General features: G+C 48.3%; 22 protein-coding genes, 1 pseudogene and 1 riboswitch. Of the genes and pseudogenes, 8 read left to right on the top strand and 15 right to left on the bottom strand.

Annotated elements, in window-relative coordinates; all coding sequences use genetic code 11:
- Positions 1-111: 111 nt before the first annotated feature.
- From FD47_RS11245 to FD47_RS11235, 3 genes are all read right to left on the bottom strand, one after another.
- Positions 112-1,653, bottom strand: a complete 1,542-nt coding sequence (locus FD47_RS11245; RefSeq protein ID WP_054735858.1) for a multicopper oxidase family protein — start codon at positions 1,651-1,653, stop codon at positions 112-114.
- A gap of 207 nt (positions 1,654-1,860) precedes the next feature.
- Positions 1,861-2,619, bottom strand: coding sequence for an SDR family NAD(P)-dependent oxidoreductase (locus FD47_RS11240; RefSeq protein WP_054735856.1), 759 nt, complete (start codon positions 2,617-2,619; stop codon positions 1,861-1,863).
- Positions 2,620-2,831: 212 nt separating this feature from the next.
- A complete protein-coding gene (locus FD47_RS11235; RefSeq protein WP_054735854.1) occupies positions 2,832-3,860 on the bottom strand; it encodes an NAD-dependent epimerase/dehydratase family protein in 1,029 nt (342 codons plus the stop codon).
- Positions 3,861-3,952: 92 nt separating this feature from the next.
- Here FD47_RS11235 and FD47_RS11230 point away from each other — a divergent pair, with 92 nt between their 5' ends.
- Positions 3,953-4,390 (top strand): MerR family transcriptional regulator, encoded by a 438-nt coding sequence (locus tag FD47_RS11230; protein ID WP_054735853.1) that lies wholly within the window; start codon positions 3,953-3,955, stop codon positions 4,388-4,390.
- A gap of 114 nt (positions 4,391-4,504) precedes the next feature.
- On the opposite strand, the gene FD47_RS11225 is transcribed toward FD47_RS11230, so the two are convergent.
- From FD47_RS11225 to FD47_RS11215, 3 genes are read right to left on the bottom strand one after another with little or no spacing between them, the layout of a single operon-like run.
- On the bottom strand, positions 4,505-6,430 hold the full coding sequence (locus tag FD47_RS11225; RefSeq protein WP_082620270.1) for a copper-translocating P-type ATPase: 1,926 nt from the start codon (positions 6,428-6,430) through the stop codon (positions 4,505-4,507).
- Positions 6,430-6,702: a cupredoxin domain-containing protein gene (locus FD47_RS11220; RefSeq protein ID WP_040537642.1), complete on the bottom strand. Its 273-nt coding sequence runs from the start codon at positions 6,700-6,702 to the stop codon at positions 6,430-6,432. The genes FD47_RS11225 and FD47_RS11220 overlap by 1 nt, the downstream gene beginning before the upstream one ends.
- Before the next feature lie 25 nt (positions 6,703-6,727).
- A complete protein-coding gene (locus tag FD47_RS11215) occupies positions 6,728-7,096 on the bottom strand; it encodes a cupredoxin domain-containing protein (RefSeq protein ID WP_054735851.1) in 369 nt (122 codons plus the stop codon).
- Between the two features lie 286 nt (positions 7,097-7,382).
- Here FD47_RS11215 and FD47_RS11210 point away from each other — a divergent pair, with 286 nt between their 5' ends.
- Positions 7,383-7,781, top strand: a complete 399-nt coding sequence (locus FD47_RS11210; protein ID WP_056980684.1) for a type II toxin-antitoxin system RelE/ParE family toxin — start codon at positions 7,383-7,385, stop codon at positions 7,779-7,781.
- Positions 7,782-7,786: 5 nt separating this feature from the next.
- Positions 7,787-8,101: a helix-turn-helix domain-containing protein gene (locus FD47_RS11205; protein WP_054735848.1), complete on the top strand. Its 315-nt coding sequence runs from the start codon at positions 7,787-7,789 to the stop codon at positions 8,099-8,101.
- Between the two features lie 142 nt (positions 8,102-8,243).
- On the opposite strand, the gene FD47_RS11200 is transcribed toward FD47_RS11205, so the two are convergent.
- Together FD47_RS11200 and FD47_RS11195 are read right to left on the bottom strand one after the other, a co-directional pair.
- Positions 8,244-8,972 carry an L-ribulose-5-phosphate 4-epimerase gene (locus FD47_RS11200; protein ID WP_056980683.1) on the bottom strand — a complete coding sequence of 243 codons (729 nt, stop codon included), beginning with the start codon at positions 8,970-8,972 and terminating at the stop codon, positions 8,244-8,246.
- A gap of 20 nt (positions 8,973-8,992) precedes the next feature.
- A complete protein-coding gene (locus tag FD47_RS11195; RefSeq protein WP_056980682.1) occupies positions 8,993-10,600 on the bottom strand; it encodes a xylulokinase in 1,608 nt (535 codons plus the stop codon).
- A gap of 261 nt (positions 10,601-10,861) precedes the next feature.
- Positions 10,862-10,952, top strand: a riboswitch (TPP riboswitch).
- Between the two features lie 155 nt (positions 10,953-11,107).
- Between FD47_RS11195 and FD47_RS11190 the strand changes: the two genes are divergently transcribed.
- From FD47_RS11190 to tenA, 3 genes are read left to right on the top strand one after another with little or no spacing between them, the layout of a single operon-like run.
- Entirely contained in the window at positions 11,108-11,827 is a 720-nt protein-coding gene (locus FD47_RS11190) for a TenA family protein (RefSeq protein ID WP_056980681.1), read from the top strand.
- Complete coding sequence (locus FD47_RS11185) at positions 11,824-12,408, top strand: ECF transporter S component (RefSeq protein WP_054735845.1); 585 nt, start codon at positions 11,824-11,826, stop codon at positions 12,406-12,408. Before FD47_RS11190 ends, FD47_RS11185 begins: the two co-directional genes overlap by 4 nt.
- Positions 12,409-12,438: 30 nt before the next feature.
- On the top strand, positions 12,439-13,122 hold the full coding sequence (tenA, locus tag FD47_RS11180) for a thiaminase II (protein ID WP_449826290.1): 684 nt from the start codon (positions 12,439-12,441) through the stop codon (positions 13,120-13,122).
- A gap of 111 nt (positions 13,123-13,233) precedes the next feature.
- Here the strand turns inward: tenA and FD47_RS11175 are convergent, their stop codons facing one another.
- Both FD47_RS11175 and FD47_RS11170 read right to left on the bottom strand, forming a co-directional pair.
- A complete protein-coding gene (locus tag FD47_RS11175) occupies positions 13,234-13,905 on the bottom strand; it encodes a Crp/Fnr family transcriptional regulator (protein WP_056980680.1) in 672 nt (223 codons plus the stop codon).
- An 18-nt stretch (positions 13,906-13,923) separates the two neighbouring features.
- Positions 13,924-14,580, bottom strand: a complete 657-nt coding sequence (locus FD47_RS11170) for a hypothetical protein (RefSeq protein WP_054735844.1) — start codon at positions 14,578-14,580, stop codon at positions 13,924-13,926.
- 107 nt (positions 14,581-14,687) lie between these two features.
- Between FD47_RS11170 and FD47_RS11165 the strand changes: the two genes are divergently transcribed.
- Both FD47_RS11165 and FD47_RS11160 read left to right on the top strand, forming a co-directional pair.
- Positions 14,688-15,305: a TcaA second domain-containing protein gene (locus tag FD47_RS11165; protein ID WP_225352928.1), complete on the top strand. Its 618-nt coding sequence runs from the start codon at positions 14,688-14,690 to the stop codon at positions 15,303-15,305.
- A gap of 345 nt (positions 15,306-15,650) precedes the next feature.
- Positions 15,651-16,268 carry a LysM peptidoglycan-binding domain-containing protein gene (locus FD47_RS11160; protein ID WP_054735840.1) on the top strand — a complete coding sequence of 206 codons (618 nt, stop codon included), beginning with the start codon at positions 15,651-15,653 and terminating at the stop codon, positions 16,266-16,268.
- Between the two features lie 63 nt (positions 16,269-16,331).
- On the opposite strand, the gene FD47_RS11155 is transcribed toward FD47_RS11160, so the two are convergent.
- From FD47_RS11155 to FD47_RS11140, 5 genes and pseudogenes are all read right to left on the bottom strand, one after another.
- Positions 16,332-17,150, bottom strand: coding sequence for a sugar phosphate isomerase/epimerase family protein (locus FD47_RS11155; protein WP_054735838.1), 819 nt, complete (start codon positions 17,148-17,150; stop codon positions 16,332-16,334).
- A 161-nt stretch (positions 17,151-17,311) separates the two neighbouring features.
- The gene (locus FD47_RS15855; RefSeq protein ID WP_225352927.1) at positions 17,312-17,530 is read right to left on the bottom strand and encodes a hypothetical protein; all 219 of its coding nucleotides are present in this window, start codon (positions 17,528-17,530) and stop codon (positions 17,312-17,314) included.
- A gap of 22 nt (positions 17,531-17,552) precedes the next feature.
- Entirely contained in the window at positions 17,553-17,948 is a 396-nt protein-coding gene (locus tag FD47_RS15850) for a TetR/AcrR family transcriptional regulator (RefSeq protein ID WP_225352926.1), read from the bottom strand.
- Between the two features lie 30 nt (positions 17,949-17,978).
- Entirely contained in the window at positions 17,979-19,586 is a 1,608-nt protein-coding gene (locus FD47_RS11145; protein ID WP_056980679.1) for an ABC transporter permease, read from the bottom strand.
- Position 19,587: 1 nt separating this feature from the next.
- Positions 19,588-20,475, bottom strand: a pseudogene (locus FD47_RS11140) (ABC transporter ATP-binding protein); the annotation flags it as partial.
- Between the last annotated feature and the right edge of the window lie 34 nt (positions 20,476-20,509).

Genomic DNA, 20,509 nt, shown 5'->3' with positions numbered 1-20,509 from the left:
ACTTTTTCATGGAACTTTGGACATTACCTCACTTTTGGGGTCAGTTTAGTCTCGAAAGATGTGGGGGTCAATCAAAGTGGCTCGGAGCCGCGCCAGTCAAACAACGACGCCCTATTCCACCTTAACCTGTCCCATCATCCCGTTTTCTTCATGCTCCAAATTATGGCAATGGTAGACGAAGATGCCGCGATCATGAAAACTCATCAGCACCCGCACCTTCTGATCCGGCTTCAGATTAACGACGTCCATCAGACCAGACTGGGCGGCTGACGGCCGTTTGCCATTAATTGATAAAATTCGAAACTGCGCGCCATGAATGTGAAACGGATGGTCCATGCCGCCCATCATCGAATCATTGTTGGTCAGGGTCCAAATTTGATTTGAGTGCGGTTTAGCGGTCAGGTCAATTCGGTTGGGATTATAAACCCGATCGTTAATCCGGACCATCCGCCCCATGCCGCTAAATCGGATGGTTTGGTGCTTAAGGCCAAATTGATTTAATCGGCCAGTCGGCGTTAAGTGATTGAGGGTCTTCGGCAAGGTGGTTCTGCCAGTTCGTTTCTGATTCAATCGTAATTGAAGAACCCGCTGGCCGTTGGTTCGCAGCGCCACGGTCTTAGCGCTCACGCCAGCCGTATTGACAACGACGTCCGCCCGCTGACCAGGGGCCAAATCAATTCGACTCATTTTAACCGGGTGGTTGAGAAAACCGCCGTCGGTTGCGATTTGCCGCACGGTTGCGCCATGATTCAGCGTAAAATGGTACGTTCGGGCATTGGAGCCGTTCAGTAGTCGCAGCCGGACCTGATTGGTTTTGACATTAATGTAGGGATTGAGCGTGCCGTTGACCAGCAACGTGTTACCCTCAGTACCATCGGCGTTGTAATCGGACTGGTAACTAAATTGCCCGCTGCGACTAAACGTTCGGTCCTGAACCACAACCGGAAAATCATCCACCCCATACTTCTTGGGTAACTTTAACTTCTGACTATTTTGATCATCCACCAGCATGAAGCCGGCCAGGCCGTGATACACCTGACTGGCCGTCGTCCCCATGGCATGGGGGTGATACCACAGCGTGGCGGCCTGCTGATCGACCTTAAAGGTTGTCTGCTTGGTTTTACCGGCAGCGATTGGTTCAAGTGGCCCGCCATCAGCCTTTCCGGGAATCAGGGCCCCGTGCCAGTGAAGCGACGTCCGCTGATTCAACTGATTAACCACCTTGGTGTGAACAGTTTGTCCCCGCTTCACGCGAATTGTCGGCCCCAAGTACGAGCCGTTATAGCCCATCGTCTGCGTTTTAACTCCGGGTTTAAACGTCGTGGTGGCCTTTTTAGCGTTTAACGTGTAATAGACAGCGTCCCCCTTGGTCTTGGTGGGCTTCAAAATCGGCGGCACTGCCAACTTCTTCGGGGCCGTATTGGCCGTTTTCAGCGGGACGGTCTCGTCTGAATTGCGTCGAGCCCGACCGGATGAGTTCCCACCCATCATCGAGCGACCCGAAGCCCCCATATGACTTCCGGACATCATCCCGCTGCGATTTGAGTTGGTCGATTGCTGGCGGTGCTGATTTTGAACGAACCACCCAACATTGCCAATCACGATAATCGCGATAATGACCCCAATAACGATCCACGCTGTTTTCTTTTTCACGACCCCACATCTCCAATCCTATCGATAAGTTTACATATGTAAACGTTATCGCTAGTTTATAACAAATGACCGCCCTGTTCAAGAGTGGAAGTCCCTCGGCCACGTAAAAGTTAACCTTCAAAATAAAAAGCTGGCTCCATATCGGAAAAACCAGTTTTGTCACAAAAATCATTAAATTAAGTTACCTGTCCAAGATACCTCCGGCCCCTACCACGGCAGCGTGCCGCCGTCCTCAGTAAACGTCATATTGCGGGTGTCATCCCAGTCAGCAGCAAGCTTAATAATCTGTTTGGCCCCCTGCTCAACGGTCTGCATGCCCTGCGGTGTCGGTTGAGAAAGGTCTCGACCCCCAAATTCAGTCGCCGTCCAACCGGGATTTACGGAGTTCACTAAAATCCCAGCACTTTGTAATTCTTTGGCAAAACTAATCGTCGCAAAGTTAAGGGCCGCCTTGGAAGCTTGGTACCCCAATGAGTTCACGGCATAGAACCGCGATTTGGGATCGGCTGCCAGCCCAAGGGACCCCATGTTACTTGAAACGTTGATAATTTGGGCCTGATTTGACCGTCTTAATAGCGGCAAAAATGCCTGAATCATTTGGACGGCCCCGAAGAAGTTAACGTCGAATTCTCGTCGCATCAGGTCCGTTGACAACTTAGATGCCGGCTCGTGATTGTCCAAGGCAATTCCGGCGTTATTAATCAGGGTATCCAGCCGTCCAAATTGATCGGTAACCTGGTGGGCCGCCTTTTCAATGGTCGCCGAATCAGTCACGTCCAGAAGAACCACGTCGACCTTGCCGCCCTGCTTGGCAATCTTATTTTTGGCGGCCGTTGCCTTCGCCAAGTTTCTGGCGCCAATTAAAACGTGTTGTCCCCGCTGAACGAGGGCTGACGCGGTTTGAAATCCAATTCCCTTGTCAGCACCCGTAATTAACGTCAGTCGTTCATGTTCATCGTCTGCCATATCCGTTTCCTCCTTAAAAATGTTCCGTCCTTATCGCTATCTTAGCATTAATATCGCAGCCAATGTCGTTGCAAATCCCTCTGGCTTTTGAGCGTCACCAAGGTAGCCGCCGGTAATATTATAAATCGGGATCTGCCAATCGTCAGCACGAAATCCCTTAACCTTCTGGTGGAAGCCCCATGAGAATCGATGCTAGCCAGTGAGATTGCTCTTTACAGCAGGCCATACTGACGCATCGCCGCCAGAGTCGCCAAAACGGTTCCCTCATTGGTTGCCATCGGCTGCCAGCCAAGAATTTTCCTGGCCTTCTGGTTGCTGACGTTGCGATTGATTTCAAGCAGCAGCTTCGCCTCCCGAGCCTGCTGACTGACCAGCGCGCCAGTCTTAATCAGCCAATCCGGCATCCGCTTTCCGGGCACTTTATTTGCCAGCTCGGGCTCGGCCTTCCTGATGATCGCGGCCATTTCCGGCATGGTTATCTGGCCATCATTGGTTGCGATAAATCGCTGCCCGTCGGCCGCCGGCGTTTCCATCGCCAAAATGTGTAATTTGGCGACATCGCGCACGTCGACGATGTTCAGAGAAATGTTGGGCACCCGCTTTAAAGACCCGTTCATCAGGTTCTCCAAAATCCCAAAGCTTCCGGAAACGTGGGCGCTCATGGCCGGGCCAAGAATCGCCACTGGGTTAATCGTCGAAAACGCCAACCGGTTGCCAGGCTGATTGATGATCTTCCAAGCGGCCTTTTCAGCTAGGAGTTTGGATTTTTCATAAAGTGATAATCCCGGCTGCTCCGGATCAGTCCAGTATGTTTCATCAGTGATACGCTGCTTGTCGAAGTTGCTGAACCCGACCCCGCCAAAGTTGGCGGTCATCACCATTTTTTGAACACCGGCGTTCTGAGCGGCCTTAATAATTCGGGTCACCCCGTTAATTGCCGGTTGAATCGCTTTTTTCTCATCAGTAACTTTGCCGAAGAAAACTGGTGATGCCACGCTGAGAACAAATTGAACCCCCGTCATCGCCTCTGGCCAGCCATCATCTACCGATAAGTCTGCTTTCACAAATTCCAACTGCGATAAATTGCCGACGTGGTTGGCTGCCAACGTTTCCCTGACAGCGGCTTGTTTGTCTAGCGATCTTAAGGTTGCCCGCACCTGGTAATGCCGTGCTAATAATTGGGCAATGATATGCATTCCGAGAAAGCCGTTTCCACCGGTCACTAATACTTTTTCATTCATTTTGAAGTCCTCCATTTTTCTGCGTTAAATCACTATCAATAGACTAAACGCTAGAGTATACTCGAGGGCAAGGAAAATAAAGGACTGATTACATGACTTATTCAATCAAGGAAGTTGCGGAAAAAACCAACCTTTCCATCTACACACTTCGCTATTACGACAAGCAGGGACTGCTGCCCTTTGTCAGCCGGAACGCCGCGGGTTATCGAACGTTCACCGATTCCGACCTCAGCTTAATTCACACGATTTGCTGTCTGAAAAATACCGATATGAAAATTAAAGATATTCGCCAATACATTGCGTACTGCATGGCTGGCCCGGATACCATTGAGGCCCGAAAGCAGCTATTGCGCCGTCACAAGCAAGAAGTGCTGGATAAGCAGCGCAAACTCACGGAGAACTTACAGGAAATCGATTATAAGTTGGCGGTTTATAGCAATCCGCACGCCCGCGACATCATTGACCAGGAACGGCAAGCCGTCACCGCCGAAAAGACGGCTAACCAATTGGCAAGTTGGGCGAATCAGTAGCCGGGGTTGAATCAAATAACCAAGCTTCCTAAATTTTGTGAGCAAAAAGCGGGTGGTGTCACGATGCAAATTCATGCATCATGATACCACCCGCTATTTATTAACCATCAGTCATTAAGCAATTTCAGCGCTCGCTGTAATCTTCGTTCGATTCAACAAGACCGAACTTGTGACAACTGATAAGGAACTCAGGGCCATTGCTAAACCAGCGAGTTCGGGGCTCAGCGTCAAGCCAATGAAGTAGAATACGCCCGCGGCAACCGGAATGCCCAAGACATTGTAGACAAATGCCCAGAACAGATTCAATTTAATCCGGTTAAAGGTCTTCTTACTCAACTCCAAAGCCTTGGAAACGTCCCGTAAATCATTCTTAACCAGGACAATTCCACCGGACTCAATCGCAATATCGGTTCCTGATCCCATGGCAATCCCCACGTCGGCAGTACTCAATGCCGGGGCGTCATTAATGCCGTCACCAACAAAGGCAACCTTTCCAGACTGCTGGAACTGCTTGATCTGATCGGCTTTGTCAGCTGGCAGCACGTCGGCAACCACCTGGTCAATGCCAACCTGATCGGCAATTGCTTGGGCCACCGCCTGATTATCACCCGTCAGCATCACTGTCTTAAGGCCCTTAGCTTTCAAAGCAGAAATGGCGGCCTTTGAAGTTGGCTTTGGGGCATCCTGAATGGCAATTAACCCAATGATCTGATCACCCTGGCCAACAAAGACAACTGTCTTGGCTTCCGCCTGCAAAGCAGCCATTTTGGCTTTCATTTCAGAGCTGACGGTCACGTCATCCAGCAGCTTATCGTTACCAACGAAGGATTGTTTGCCGGCAATCGTGGCGGAAACGCCCTTGCCTTCAATGGCCTCGAAGTCCTTGGCGTCACCAAACGTTACTTTGGCGGCCTTAGCCTTCTTGAGGATGGCTGTGGCCAGCGGATGTTCGGATGATTGTTCCAAACTAGCCGCAACTGCCAAAACCTGATCGGAATCACCCACAATATCGGTGACCTGAGGCTTACCAACGGTGATTGTCCCAGTCTTGTCAAAGATGACCGTCGAAACGTCATTGACGGCTTCCAAAACCTCACCATTTTTAATGAGGATTCCCATTCTGGCACTGCGGCCGGTTCCAACCATCAAGGCAGTTGGGGTCGCCAAGCCAAGCGCACATGGGCAGGCAATCACGACAACCGAAACCGCGAATATCAGTGAACTGGCAACGCTGGCGCCAATGAAGACGTACCAAACCAAAAAGGTTAAAATCGCAATCATTAACACGAGGGGCACAAAGATTTCGGATACTTTGTCCGTCAGTCCCTGAATTGGGGCGTGACTGTTCTGAGCTTTCTTGACCAGTTCAACGATCTGCGACAACATGGTGTCGCCGCCGACCTTGCTGGCTTTAAACGTAAACGTTCCAGTGCCGTTCACCGTGGCGCCGACAACCGAATCGCCGGCTTTTTTAGTCACTGGCATACTTTCACCGGTAATCATGGATTCGTCAATGGTTGAGGATCCTTCGACAATTTGGCCGTCGACGGCAATCTTTTCACCGGGACGCACTTTGATGACGTCGCCAACGACGATCTCAGAAACCGGTACCTTCACAACCTTGCCATCACGAACAACTTCGGCATCCTTTGCCTGTAAGTTGACTAATTTTTCAACAGCGTTAGACGCATTGTTCCGCATCCGCTCTTCAAAAACCTGACCCAGCAGAACGAAGGTGGTCACAAACGCCGCGCTTTCAAAGAAAACCGGTTGGTGGGTCGCCATCGCATAAATACTGTAAACGTACGCGGTCATCGTCCCAATCGCCACCAGCGTATCCATATTGGAATGGTGCTTCTTAAATGAGGCCCAGGCACTCTTCAAAAACGGCCCGGCAGCCACTACCATTACCACCGTCGTCAATGCGAACATTGTCCATTCACCGCCCGGCATCATCCAACCAAATGGTTTCAGAATCATTTCAGCCAACATTGGCAGCGAAAAGACTAGTGAAATCCAAAAGCGTTTTGTGATCGTCATCATTTCACCTCGACTTTACCGTGAAACATGTCCATACCGCAGCTAAATTCAAACTCGCCTGCTTGATCAGTTGGAATTTGAACGGTTTTCACCACGTCCACCGGCAGCTTTTCAGAAAAGTGAAGCGCGTCGGAATGAACGACGTCTAAACATCCCTGATCGTTAATCCGTTTAAAGTTAATCTCAGCCGGGATGCCCTGTTTCAACTGAATGACGTCTGGCTTGTAGCCACCGGCAACCGTTACATCAACTGTTTGTTTATTCTCACTCATATTAAATTCCTCCATTTTCAATAATCTACTTAATCACCAATTTGCCATGAAACATGTCCATGCCACAAGCCCATTGAAATTCACCAGGATGACTGGTATCAATTTCAATCGCCTGCTTTTCATTCTGGGGAAGGGCCTTGTTAATCCCAAAGTCCGAGAAAACGACCCGATCCAGACAGGATGACGAATCCTTGCGCGTAAAGTTCAGCGTTGCGGGAACGCCCTTCTTTAAAACAACGACTTCTGGCGAATAACCACCATTCACTTCAACATCCACTACCTGGCGATCATCCGTGACCTCCGCACTTTCTGCGGCAACCTGATGCTTACCAAAGAACCACCAGCCAATGAAGGCAATGATTGCAAGACCAATAATTAATACAATAATTTTCAAGATCCGCCCTCCCTTTTATACGTAATCTACATCCGTAAACTTTCAATAGTTATATCCTATTCCTGAAGTTTACGTTTGTCAACAAATTCTTTAAAGTTAATAGAAATGGTTTCCGTGCATAGCTTCCACTTTTTTATTTTTTACTTACGCAACACACGTCATTCTCGGATATAAGGGCATGAATACAAAATAAACTCAGTTTTCATATTCTATAAAATATATAGTTGGATCGTTTGTGATATACGAAAATATCGTATATAATAAGTTTACAAATCAAGCTAAGTAGGTGCTTCCAATTAATCCAGAATTAAAATTTGTCTTTCCGAAACCTTTCAACCGGCTATGGCATCATTTGGGACTAACTGATAGCGATAAATCCAACCTGGCTGCCTATATTTCCGAATACTATCAGAACGCTCCCATTAACTCCCGAACGAATGGTTTCCCAGGAAATCTCATTCAGGGCACTGGTGGAGCCATTAAATTACGTTTCGAGCAGGAAAGTAGTCATCGGGGTAAAAGTGGTAGCTATCGAATTATCTATTTTACATTAGTTCAAGAGACGGTTTACTTCCTGACTATCTACGCAAAAAAAGATCAAGCAAATTTAACTGACGAGCAGAAACAGAAAATCCAGCAAACCATTCACCATTTGCGTCACAATTATCGTTCACCGAAGGAGTGACCTTTATGAGCAATTTATCAGACGAAACTTTAGATCAAAGTCTAGACGCCTTGAACCAGTTAGCTGATGGTGATGACACCGAAGTGACTATCATGCGCGTCCCCCTTAAGCTTCCCAACATTACCGCTGAACAGATTAAACATTTTCGAATTCGGCATCATCTGACTCAACAACGATTGGCAATCGAATTGGGCGTCTCAGTTCGAACTGTTCAGAGTTGGGAAATCGGTCGCAGTAACCCTAACGGCTCTGCTAAGCGGCTCTTACAAGTCTTGTTTGACAATCCTCAACTTTTGAATCAATTATTTGTCCATGAATGATTGAAGATTCTTACCTGATAAGAAATACGCCCGTTGAAAAATACACTGAGCCGAATTTCCCCCAAGAACGTGGAAATTCGGCTCAGTTTTTGCGTAAAAGAAGCAACTCCGTGTTTACGGAGTTGCTTCTTCATGATTCGTCTTATTCGTGTTCTGCGTGACTCTTTGACTTGGCATTGTTTTGGCCATAGTAAGCATTTTTACCATGCTTACGATAGTAATGCTTGTCTAGGAGATATTGTGGCACATGGGTTTCGTCACGAGTTAACTGCAAAGTATGGTAGCTGATTTCAGCAGATACTTCGAGTACCTTGGCGTTGTATACAGCCTTGTCAGCTGTTGGGCCCCAAGCAAATGGGCCGTGTTGACTAACCAATACAGCGGGAACGGCATCTGGATCGATTCCGCGACGGTTGAATTCGTCAACGATAACTTTACCAGTGTTTAACTCGTAAGCTTCTTCAATTTGCTTCTGGGTTAAGGCTGGGGCACATGGAACGTCACCATAGAAAGTGTCGGCGTGGGTCGTGCTGGTAGCTGGAATGTCCATCTTGGCTGCCGCAAACGAAACCGCCCAAGGTGAATGGGTATGAACAATCCCACCAATGGTCTTGAAATGATTATAGAGGTAGGTATGGGTTGGCGTATCACTTGATGGGTTCATATCCCCTTCAACGACCTTGCCATCCAAATCAACAACGACCATGTCTGAAGGCTTCATGTCTTCATAAGGAACTCCTGAAGGCTTGATAACGAACAAGCCCTTGTCGCGGTCGATGGCCGAAACGTTCCCCCAAGTAAAGGTAACCAGGTCCAACTTAGGAAGCTTCATGTTGGCTTCGTATACTTCTTGTTTAAGATCTTCTAACATTATCTGAATTCACCTTTCAATTACTTCATTTTCATTGATTTAACGGCTTCGCTTTCAACTGGCAAAGCAGCTTTGTAGTTATCGATAAACTTGTCATATCCCTGAACGCTGGCAGGTTCTGGGTAAAGGGTTGACTTAGTAGCGTCCTTAAATACCCGGTTGGCCAAGTAATCTTCCAGCGTCTCGCCGTTTTGTCGGTTCACACAGAAGAGGGCCAAAACTGCCATCCCCCATGGGCCGCCTTCACCGGCGTTGTCCATTAAGGAAATTGGCGTGTTCAGTGCATCGGCTAAGACCTGTTGAGCCACAACCGGTGTCTTGAAAATCCCACCTTGAGCAACCAGCACGTTAGTCTTAATGTGCTCTTCGCGAAGCAGGATATCCATCCCAATTTTAAGTGGGGCAAATGCTGAGTAAATCTGGGTCTTGATGAAGTTGGCCAGGTTTAACTTGCTGTCGGGTTTACGAACAAACAATGGCCGGCCTTCAGGCATCTTGGTGATATTTTCGCCTGAAAGGTAGGCAAAGTTAACCAAGCCACCGGCATCCTGATCACCCTTAACGGATTCAGCGAACAACGTCCCGTAAAGGTCATCGGGCTTCAATTGCAAGCCGAGCGCCTTGGCAAATTCACCAAACAAGCCAACCCAGGCGTTGATGTCTGAGGAACTGTTGTTGGTGTGAACCATGGCAACGGGCGCGCCATCTGGGGTTGTCACCATATCAATATCACGATGAACGGCCTTCATTGGACGATCCAAGACAACCATTGAGAAGGCTGACGTTCCGGCTGAAATGTTACCGGTTTGCTTCTTAACACTGTTGGTTGAAACCATCCCGGTTCCGGCATCCCCTTCAGGAGGGGCAATTAATGAACCAGCTTCAAGCTGACCGCTTTGATCCAATAATTTGGCACCATCATCCGTCAATTCACCGGCTTTTTTACCGGCTGGAAGAACTTGTGGCAAAATGTCAGCCAGGTTCCAAGGATACTGCTTAACTTCTGGCAAAGCATTGAACTTATCCATCATTGTCTTGTCATAGTAAGTGATCTTCTCATCAATTGGGAAGACGCCGGATGCATCCCCAACACCCAATACCCGGGCACCTGATAATTTCCAAGTAACATAACCGGCTAAGGTCGTCATAAAGTCAACGTCCTTAACGTGGTCTTCTTTGTTGAGAATTGCTTGATATAAATGGGCAATGCTCCAACGTTCTGGAATGTTGAAGTTGAAGAGTTTCGTCAGTGCTTCGGCTGATTGACCGGTAATGTTGTTGCGCCAAGTTCTAAATGGCACCAGCAATTCGCCAGCCTTGTTGAAGGCCATGTAACCGTGCATCATGGCGCTCACACCAATTGAGCCAACCTTCTTCAGGTCAACCCCATATTTATCGTGGACTTCAAGGGCCAACGTTGCGTAGCTGGTCTGAATACCATCCCAAATTTTATCAATTGAATATGTCCAAATACCGTTGTCCAATTCGTTTTCCCAAAGATAATCGCCTGAGGCAATTGTTTGGAAATCATCTGTAACCAGGACTTCTTTGATCCGAGTTGATCCCAGTTCGATGCCTAACGAAATGTTTCCGCTTACAATTTCGTCTCGTACTCGACTTTCGTCCATCGTTTTATCCTCCAGAGTGACTCTATATTAATTTTCAATTTACTTCTTAATTGTAGAATATTCATACGGATAAATCAACGCTAATTATCATTTATAGAATGAATTTAGGGAAGTTCCCGAACTTATTCGCAAACAAATCAAGGCCGGGCGCCGTCTCGCCAAATTGATTGGCCGCCCATCTTTTCCCAAAACATGGCCCCTTCGCTTGACTTTTATTCAAATCTCTCGTTTAATAAAAATGTTCAATAAACAATTAAATCATTTTGTGGTCTGGGGTGCTGAAGACAGCTGAGACATACCCATGGAACCTGATGCAGTTAGGACTGCCGTAGGGAGACCATTTTAGTCAACCAATTTCTGTGTAAATGACTGAAAGCCCACTTTGAATGTCAAGGTGGGCTTTTTAATTTCACAGGTTCGACGACCCCTTAAACAAGATGGTGAGAAAGGAGACGGTGACTGAGCAATTATCGTCCATCGCTGATTAAATTTAAGGAGTTGATTATTTTGTCATTTTCACAGGAATTGATTCAAGCTGCGCAGCCCTACTTAACGGCTAACGAGCACCATCCCTTTATTCAAGCGGTCTTCAATGACCAATTAGATACCAAGGCACTTCACTACTATATTCAGCAAGACTTACGTTATGCCGATGCCGAAACGGTTGTCCAAGCCAACCTGGTGGCCAAAAGTACCACGATTGAGGATCAGCGCTTGTTCGCCAACCAATTGAGTACCCAACTGGGAACCGTCAACGAACTCTTCAAATCATTGACTGAAAACACCGCGGATAGTTGGGGCAATCAGCGCTACCAGCCAATTGAGCCGGTCACGTTCATTTACCGGTCCCATATTCTGGCCCCAATCGCCCAGGGATCGCTTTTGGATCTGCTGGCACCCTTTGAGGCGGGTAACTGGCTGTACATTGAGCTGGGAAAATACCTGGCGGCCACCGGAAAAGTGCAGCCCGACAACGCCTTCTACTCTTGGGTAACTGCCGTTCAGGATCCCCATTTAGCAGGCGAAAGCGGCATTTCCAACCGTTTTCTGCAGGTCATCGATCGTGAAGCTGCCAACACCAACGCTGAACATCTGGAAGTCATTAAACAGCAGTTCCTTCGCAGCGTGCTTCTCGAATGGTACTTCTGGGATGCGGCCTACAAGCAGTTAACCTGGGCCGACTGGGAACGCCACGCACTGGGAACCGATGGGGGTGATCTGTTATGACCCGTTCTTCACATTGGCACATTCAACAGATCATCCTCATCACCTTAATTGGCATTGTCTGCGGCGTCATTTATCAGTACGGCGTCAATTCGCTGTATAACGTTGTCCGGGTGGCCGTTGCCCCAACCGGATTGAGCCCCTACGTTGACAATTTCTTTGCTGGTCTCTGGTTCATCGCCGCCCCACTGAGCATGTACTTTGTCCCCGCAATCGGTTCAGGAACCATCGGCGAAACGCTAGCGGCCATTGTTGAAATGTTTCTGGGTTCTCAATGGGGCGCGTTTACCCTGGCCTACGGGATTGCTCAGGGAGCCGGAAATGAATTCGGATTTTTCCCGAAAACCAAGAAATACCAAGCATTTTCGTGGAACAGCGTACTTCTGGGGGCAATCGGCGCGGCCGTTGTCAGCTTCATCTGGGATTACTTCGCGTCTGGTTACAACCACTTCGGCTTATTAATACTTCTGGGATTATTCATCACCCGGATCATTTCGGCCCTGCTCTTTGACGGCGTGATGGTGAAACTCATCACCCTTCAATTTGACGGGCTATGGCGTCAGGAAACGCCCGCTAAAGGCTAACCACTGGAACTTTCATTTAGGAGGAATATTTTGAAAACTTTAACGACTTTTACGGATCAAATGCACGAGCTTGCCCAGCCACTCTGGCTCCAAAGCGTCAATCATCCGTTCATCAAACAACTGACAGCCGGTGAGCTGCCAATGTCCACATTTCGTTACTACCTTCTCCAAGATCGTTACTATCTCAGTGAATTCGGCAAACTCCACGACTTAATTGCCGATCAGCTGGACGATCCGACCGCAATCGATTTCCTCAGAAAGGGGGCTGAGGGCCTGAAAAATGGCGAAATTGCCGTTCGCAAGGGGTTCTTTACCCAGCTCAACATCACCAAGGAAGAAATTGCCCTCACCCCAATTGCCCCAACTGCCTATAACTACGTCAACCATATGTATGCGGCCCTTTACCGGGGCACCCCGCAGCGCGCAATTTCGGCGCTATTGCCATGTTACTGGCTGTACAACGAAATTGGCAAAGCTGTTATTTCCCAGGGTTCACCAGTTTCTCTTTACCAGCAGTGGATCGAAACGTACGACAGCGACGGTTACACCGACAGTGTCAACCAAATGATCCAGCTGACCAACCTCGCTGCCAGTCAGGTCGATGACGCTGAACGCCAACAAATGACCGACGTGTTTATTAAGAGCAGCGCCTACGAACTGGGCTACTGGCAGATGTCGTTGAAGCATGAGAATTGGGATGCGCTGACGAAGTAAGCTTTTGAATAATCGTTAATGAAATGAAGAACCGCCTACCTGACGGATGAACGTCGGGTAGGCGGTTTGTTTTTGTCGCATCAATTTTAGGATTAGGTAGGTTGTTGCACATTACACCAGCATTTCCAATTCATCCTCATCCACCAGCTCAACCTCCGACGCCTTCATCTTAATGAGGCCATCCGCCGTCATTTGCTTGAACGTTCGGCTGAGCGTTTCCGGCGTTGTGCCGATGTATGTCGCAATATCCTTCTTTTTCAGTGGCAGCTTAAACTTCTTAGCATTTAGTGACGCGCTGGTTTCCAATAAATACTTTGCCAACTGGCCAGCCACATCCGACGTTGATGACACGGTCTTTTCTTCCTGCAAGTCATTAATCTGATGGCTCATCGCCGTTAACAAGTTCACCGCCAGATTTGGACTGTGCGTTAACAGCGTCTGGAAACTATCCTGATCGATTTGGCAGACATTTGAATCCACCAGGGCGGTCGCCGTGACGTTTCGCTGATCATTATTGAACAACGCTGCTTCGCCATCAAAATCGCCCGGCTGCATCACTTTCAGCAGCTGCTCCTTACCGTTTTCAGCAATCTGCGACAGCTTAATTTGGCCATGTTCTAAAATCATGAAGTGGCCGACACGATCACCGGCGAGATAGATAATCGTTCCCTTTCGATATTGGTGTTGGACAACTAACTTTGCAACCTCGGTTTTTTCGTCAATCGGCAGCGATTTAAAAAACGGCACCAAATTAACGCAGGTCAATGCATGTTCGATTTCCACGGTCTCCCCTCCTAGCGTTTAAGCTTCCGACTCCATTAATTGTGTCAGCCAATTCTTGGTTGGCGTGTCGGGTGCGGTACTGACATCAAACGGCAGTGGCTTAAACGCCGTCTGAACCTTATCCCAATCGATTCCCGAATCGCCCATAAAATTGTCAGCTAAGCTGGTAACTTGGGTTAAATTAATCTGACTCATCAGCTGCGGATTGCCCCCCAGCGTCAGCAACAACGTATTGGCAGCCAACTGGCGGGCAACAATTTGTTCAAATTCATCCGCGGTCAGCTGATCGGTTATTAAGATCCGATTCTTCAACGGCACAGCGGGAACTTCCCGCTTCAAAAAGTGCTGAAATTTCGACCAGTTACGGACGAGCGCCCGGTAAAATTGATACGGCACCCGCCCATTAATCTTCTTAAGTGTATCAGTTGCCAAGTTCTTAATCGACCAATTAGCATCCTTGGGCGCGTTATCAACCCATTCGATGAGAAACCGTTGGATGGTTTCCTTGTCAGTTCCCACCATTTTCGCCTTTAGCACGAGGCCGTAGCGGACAAGCAGAAAATCGTTAAACTGAGTTTCTGAAATCACCCGGTCGGCTTGTTTCCGGTGGGCCCTTTGGATCTCCTTAATTTGTCGCAGCTTGCTTGACTTGGCAAACCGTCCTTGCTTTACCATTTAATCACCTATATTTAAAACTTCCATTAATTATGACAACATCTATATTATAATGGTGATTAGCAGAATAATCACTCACATCATTGACAAAGAAAGAAAGTCCAACCTTGAAAAACCAAACGCAACGCACAACGCCCACCCAAAAGTGGCTTATCGCCATTTTTACGCTCATTCTTGTCATCTTAATTGGCAGCTACATCTACCTTGATCACTATTATAGTCGTGAAACCACCACGCAACGATTTGTTACCGCCATCCAGAAAAATCACCCGAAACAAGTTGCCGCCCTCATCCGCACTGATGATCCCGACTTCAAGATTAACGCCCACAATGTTCAACCGCTCATTAACTATTATCGCGGCAACCCAAATCAGATCAAAAAGCTCAAGCGCCGCATGTCAACCACTGGCGTTGTCAATAATGACATGGACTTTGTTGATACCGGTCACCATTTCTTTCTATTTGAAAAATTCCTGCTGGAAGTTAAACCGATCTTTCCGACGATCGAATCCAACCGTTCTCATACGCAAATCACGATTAACGGCAAGCTCGCCGCGCAAAATCTTCGCAAGCACACCGTGCGGACGTTTGGCCCCCTGATTCCTGGCCGTTACCATATTCAAGCAACCACGACCGTTAGGAACAAGCCAATCGTCCTGTCCCGTCAATTCGAATGGATTGAACCGACGGCTGCCGATCTAAAAGTCACGACCAACTTCAAGTGATCCTTCAGGTAATCACCACTTTCTCCCTTTAAACAATCATTTAAAGGGAGAAAGTGCCCCTGTTTACCCAATTTCCAAGTGATCTATACCACTATTTTGGGAACTCAATTTCGATTCTTTAACATAACTGTAATAAATCAGCCAATTCCAAACCCACCACGGAATGCGATTGTCACACTTTTGTCTTATTTTAAGTAAGCATTGACGATCTGACGAGATTTGATATGATATGGCGCGTGATTAATTATTTGATAATTAATCAGCTTTTGTTACCCGTCATGTTGTCGTTAACGTGACCGATATCCAGACGTTCACGTCTCAGATTCGGCACAATCTATTCCAAAGGTGGTAAACATTATCCAATTCAAGAAAACGCTCTTCACTCTTTCCCTGCTCGCCGGCTTCGCCAGTTTTAGCGGTATCGTTGCCAACGCCGACAGTTACACCGTCAAGTCCGGTGACACCGTTGCTAAAATTGCATCCAAGCATCATGATTCAATCAAGGGGATTGCCAAACGAAACCATTTGGCAAACCAGAACCTGATCATTGTTGGCCAAAAGCTCGATGTGCAAGCATCCAGCAAGAAAGCCAATTCCAAGCAAACCGCTGTTAAATCTGAAAAGAAAGCAGCTTTCACCGCGCACGCAGATGTCAAAAAGACCAGTTCTTCAGACAATCAATCGACTGCCAACGCAACCAGCAGTGCAACCACAACGCCAGCCCAATTCCAATCTCAAGGCGTGATTTACCAAAACGGTAAAAAGTGGACGTACTATACCGGCGCAGCATTCGCAGACGGGACCACCAATCATGGTGGGTATGATGCTGACGGCTATCTGATCGTTGCGGCACCATCAAACGTTGCATTTGGCACTCATGTCCAGACGCCACTTGGCGAAGGGGTTGTCCATGACCGCGGAACAGCGATCGTTGGTAACCACTATGACCTCGTGATGCCATAAATTTCCACATACTATAAGCCAGCCCCCTAATCGGAGCTGGCTTTTTTGAGTGGTCTTTTCGCGTTACCCAAGATGCCAGGACTGCTTCAAATATTGATAACTGGCCCGTATCTCCCGACTATCGAATTGGTTCTTCAAATTAATTTCAAAAATATTGCTGGCGGCCTGATTGCACAGCGACTTTAACGGTGCCCAGTCAATCGCCCCGGTCCCCAGTTGGAGACTGTCATGAAATTGACCCATCGAATCGACAAAGTGATAGTGAACAACCTGGCTTTTCAACTGGGCCATACTGCGCTGCAGCCCAGTATTATCGCCGTGCAGCACAATAAAGGCGTGGCTGGTATCAAAGCACAAACGATAACGATGGTCAATAATGCGATCTTCAATCGCCTCATCGCCGTAATTAAAAAGTGGCGAAATCGAGTTTTCAAACATCACGTGGTCACCGCCCAAATCGCGAAAATGATCCAGGCGCTTGAATACCGCGTCCCGAGCGGCCGCAATCGACGGATAATCGGCCAGGATTGCCGTAACCGGGGAATTGTACGCCCCGTGGATCAACAGCTGGGTGTCCGTGCTAATGGCCAAATCAATCAGGTCCTGCGAGCTCTGCATCATGAAAGCGTACTGTTCGGGATGATTTTCCGGGTTCACCGACACTTCGTTGTGGGTGGCCCCAAATTTCATCGGATGATGAATCACAATTTTTTCAATTCCGGTCGCTTGAACATACTGAATCATCTTTCGCAAATGGGCCAATCCGGCGGGTGTCACGTCATCGGCAGTCGTGAAGAACTCGAAGACTTGGGGATGATACTGTAATCGCTCGTCAATTTGACGTTGGTCGGTGCTGGCCTTTAATCCTAAGTAGGGAAACATATCACAACCCCCTCCTATCTATCCACCTCCAAGTATATCGCAGGTTGACTTGAGACCGCCTGATATTCAAAAGTGGTTGAAACAAAAGCTCAAATTGTCTCAACCACTATATTTTTAATCTAATATTGTTGAACCAGGGAACCCTGAGCAGGCGATTCTTCTCACGCCACAATTCCGTGCTCCACCATGTCCATATAGACCTTGACCTCATCAATAATCGGTCCCATATCCTCAATCTTGTTGAGATCGGGGTGCTGATTAAAATAGATCTGGATTTTAGCGGACATCGCCTGAATGGCCATGGCCAAAAACCGTTTCACGGCTTCAACGTCCAGTTCCGGACGTAATTCAAGCCGTTCCACAACCGAATTGACGACCATATTAACGACCTGATTGGCCCATTCAATTGAACACCGCAAACACCTCGTCACGCAACTTTGGCGGCACCATCGGATCGTGGGCGTACACCCGGGTAAGTAGCGCAAATTCGTTGGGATAACGGTGGGACAGCTCTGTCTTATATTTTGTTGCCCGAATGATCATGCTGATGAGATCATCCGATTCCGTCCAGACGCTCAGGTCAACAACTGCCACCAGCGAGTCCATCGCGTGGCGGACCGTGGCGGCGTACAACTTTTTCTTATTATCAAAGTATCTGAATACGGACCCCTTCGACACACCGGCTGCCGCCGCAATTTCGTCGGTACTGGCCCGAAAGCCATGGGTACCAAACGCTTTAACAGCCGCATCCAGAATCGCCCGTTCCTTTTTCGGATCACGTGGAAGTCGCTTTGCCATTGTCATCCCTCTTTATTTTCAAATTTACCATTAGTTTTCGTAATCTCGAAAGTTGTAGCCGATGAATCCAATCACGATCAGAATTACCGCAATGCCGACCATCCATAGAACCGGTGCCGCGTCAATATGGGCAACCGGCACTTTTTGGAACCAGTAAAACGGCGAAATCTTTAATGCCCACTTCGGTAAATCAATTAATCGCCCGAAGTAAGAAATCACGAACGCCGCCCCCAACAGAACCCAGGCCAGCGACCGCCATTTCGGCACAATGCCAATTAGCGCAATGAGGATCCCAATAAACAATCCCATCGGCGGTAGCATCGCGATAAACGTTCGCCAGAAGTATTTAAACGCCAACGGATGCTTCAGGACCGCATTTCCAGCACCCATTGCGGCCATCAGGGCAACAAAGCCAATGACGATTGCCAAAATCAACCCATAAATTACGTAGGTCGCCAGTAGATAATTGCGGCTATGCGGTTTGGTGTTAATCAGCTGTAGATACCCGCGGCGTTCCTCAGTGTACAAATGATTGATGACCATCGCCCCGGCTACAATTGCCAGAACACCGAAAATAACGCCCAAGATCCCCACAAACGATAATAGTTGGGTCTCCGAGATTTTTCGCATGCCGGCCTGACCCAAAACCTGCTGGACAACCGGTGATTCATTCACGATTTTGCTGATACTGTTAAATACCGACCCGTAACTGCTGCCAAGGACCGCCATACCAATAATCCAAAAACCACTGATCGCCTTTTGATTCCAGAACAGCAGGCTGGCCGGTCCCCGAAGAAATCGACTCTGCCGACTGCCACCGCGAACTTGGATGATGCCGGCGTCAATATCCCGATTTTCATTGAGAACAACGGCCAGAGCGAAGGCGACGACCTCCAAGAAGAGTAATAGGCCAACCGGCAGCCAGTTATTTTGGGTATAAATCTCTGCCTTTTCAATCCAGCCAAACGGTAACAGCCAAGTGTAGTCCGGATTTGACACGTCGGTCATCATCCGGATCAGATAGGTAATCCCGAAGAACGCGTAGTTGTAAATCGCCACGTTATGGCTGTCAGCAACCAGTTGGGAAAAGATCAACGCAATCAGCCCAAAACTGAGCCCAACCGCCCCCAGAGTGACGGCGAACAGCCAGTTGCCGTTCATATCACTGCCGGGCATGTTTGCCGCCATCATTCCAGCGCCGGTAATCACCGCGAATAAACCGTCAGCGACCACCAACTCCAGTGCTGCCGCGGTAATCGGTGCCAAGCGCCCAACTGGATGACCGCCAAGAACCATTTCAGTTAAGCCTGACTCCTCTTGACCCCGGGAAGCCCCAACGGCCAGCGAGTAGTTGAAGATGACCATGAAAATGCCCCAAAAGACCATCATCTCAGAAGCAAAAATAATCGCGGTGTTCAAACTGTGGGTGGTTAGCGGGCCGAATAGGGAGACCATTGCCTGTCCCTTGAGGGTTGTCGCAATCGTTGAGATTTGCTTGGGCGTGCCATAGATGCCCTCGAACTTAGCAGCCACCGCAACAAACAGTCCGGCTAGAACCACCAGCCAGATGCCAATTTTTAGCCAATCCCGCTTTAAATCTGCTTTCAGTAATGCAACTGTCTGTGTGAATTGAGCCATGTTACTCACCTACTTTTTGCGCTTCGTCAGCCGCGTAATACCGCAGGAACAGGTCTTCCAGTGTTGGTGGCGTCGTCTTGAGCGTCACGATCTGTTTGCTGGCAAGGAGGGTCATAATCGCGCCAACCTTATCGGAATCGACGCTGAAAGTGGCGCTGGTCTGATCGTCGTTGCTAAACTGCAGCTGATAGACGCCGGTAGCCCCATCTAAATCACTTAATGGTTGTTGTGTTTGAACGGCCACCGTGTTTCGTGTCAGATGCTGCATGGATGCCAAGGACCCGGTCTCGATCACCTTGCCCTCACGAATAATGGCGATGGTGTCGCCCATCTTCTCAACCTCTGACAGGATATGACTTGATAAGAGGACGCTCTTGCCCCGGCGTTTCAATTCAGCGACGTGCTGTTGAAAAATCACTTCGTTCAACGGATCCAACCCGGAAGTTGGCTCGTCAAATACATAGAGATCAACATCGGTTGAAAGGGCCGCAATCAAGGCGACTTTCTGGCGATTTCCCTTTGAATAGGTTCGGTTCTTCTTGCTGGTATCAAGCTTAAATTCTTGAATCAACGCTTCGGTAGTTGCCGTCCGCTTCTTTCCGGACATGTGCAGCAGTAAATCAATCGTCTGACCACCCGTCAAGTTTGGCCATAGATAGACATCCCCCGGAACATAGGCGAGGTTTTGATGAATCGCGACCGACTGCTTCCAGGCATCCTTGCCAAACACGGTTGCCGATCCGCCTGACGCTTTAATCAGCCCCAAAATCACCCGAATTGTCGTCGATTTACCGGCGCCATTCGGTCCAATAAAACCAAGCACTTCCCCCCGATGCAGCTGCAGATTCACATCCTTTAAGGCTTGAAACTTTCCAAATGATTTTTGAAGCCCCGGTACTGTACCCTGTCAAGTTGACACATTA

The sequence above is a fragment of the Lentilactobacillus parafarraginis DSM 18390 = JCM 14109 genome (assembly GCF_001435895.1).
Taxonomy (GTDB): Bacteria; Bacillota; Bacilli; order Lactobacillales; family Lactobacillaceae; genus Lentilactobacillus; species Lentilactobacillus parafarraginis.
Note: the sequence above shows the minus strand (reverse complement) of the source record. Positions and strands in the feature narration are given on the sequence as shown.

Coding starts and splice junctions, on each gene's coding strand:
- FD47_RS11145 (WP_056980679.1), bottom strand. CDS start 19,586: ATGGCTCAATTCACACAGACAGTTGCATTACTGAAAGCAGATTTAAAG.
- FD47_RS11230 (WP_054735853.1), top strand. CDS start 3,953: ATGACTTATTCAATCAAGGAAGTTGCGGAAAAAACCAACCTTTCCATC.
- FD47_RS11155 (WP_054735838.1), bottom strand. CDS start 17,150: ATGTTTCCCTACTTAGGATTAAAGGCCAGCACCGACCAACGTCAAATT.
- FD47_RS11220 (WP_040537642.1), bottom strand. CDS start 6,702: ATGAGTGAGAATAAACAAACAGTTGATGTAACGGTTGCCGGTGGCTAC.
- FD47_RS11225 (WP_082620270.1), bottom strand. CDS start 6,430: ATGACGATCACAAAACGCTTTTGGATTTCACTAGTCTTTTCGCTGCCA.
- FD47_RS11185 (WP_054735845.1), top strand. CDS start 11,824: ATGACCCGTTCTTCACATTGGCACATTCAACAGATCATCCTCATCACC.
- FD47_RS11200 (WP_056980683.1), bottom strand. CDS start 8,972: ATGTTAGAAGATCTTAAACAAGAAGTATACGAAGCCAACATGAAGCTT.
- FD47_RS11205 (WP_054735848.1), top strand. CDS start 7,787: ATGAGCAATTTATCAGACGAAACTTTAGATCAAAGTCTAGACGCCTTG.
- FD47_RS11235 (WP_054735854.1), bottom strand. CDS start 3,860: ATGAATGAAAAAGTATTAGTGACCGGTGGAAACGGCTTTCTCGGAATG.
- FD47_RS11170 (WP_054735844.1), bottom strand. CDS start 14,580: ATGGTAAAGCAAGGACGGTTTGCCAAGTCAAGCAAGCTGCGACAAATT.
- FD47_RS15855 (WP_225352927.1), bottom strand. CDS start 17,530: ATGGTCGTCAATTCGGTTGTGGAACGGCTTGAATTACGTCCGGAACTG.
- FD47_RS11195 (WP_056980682.1), bottom strand. CDS start 10,600: ATGGACGAAAGTCGAGTACGAGACGAAATTGTAAGCGGAAACATTTCG.
- FD47_RS15850 (WP_225352926.1), bottom strand. CDS start 17,948: ATGGCAAAGCGACTTCCACGTGATCCGAAAAAGGAACGGGCGATTCTG.
- FD47_RS11240 (WP_054735856.1), bottom strand. CDS start 2,619: ATGGCAGACGATGAACATGAACGACTGACGTTAATTACGGGTGCTGAC.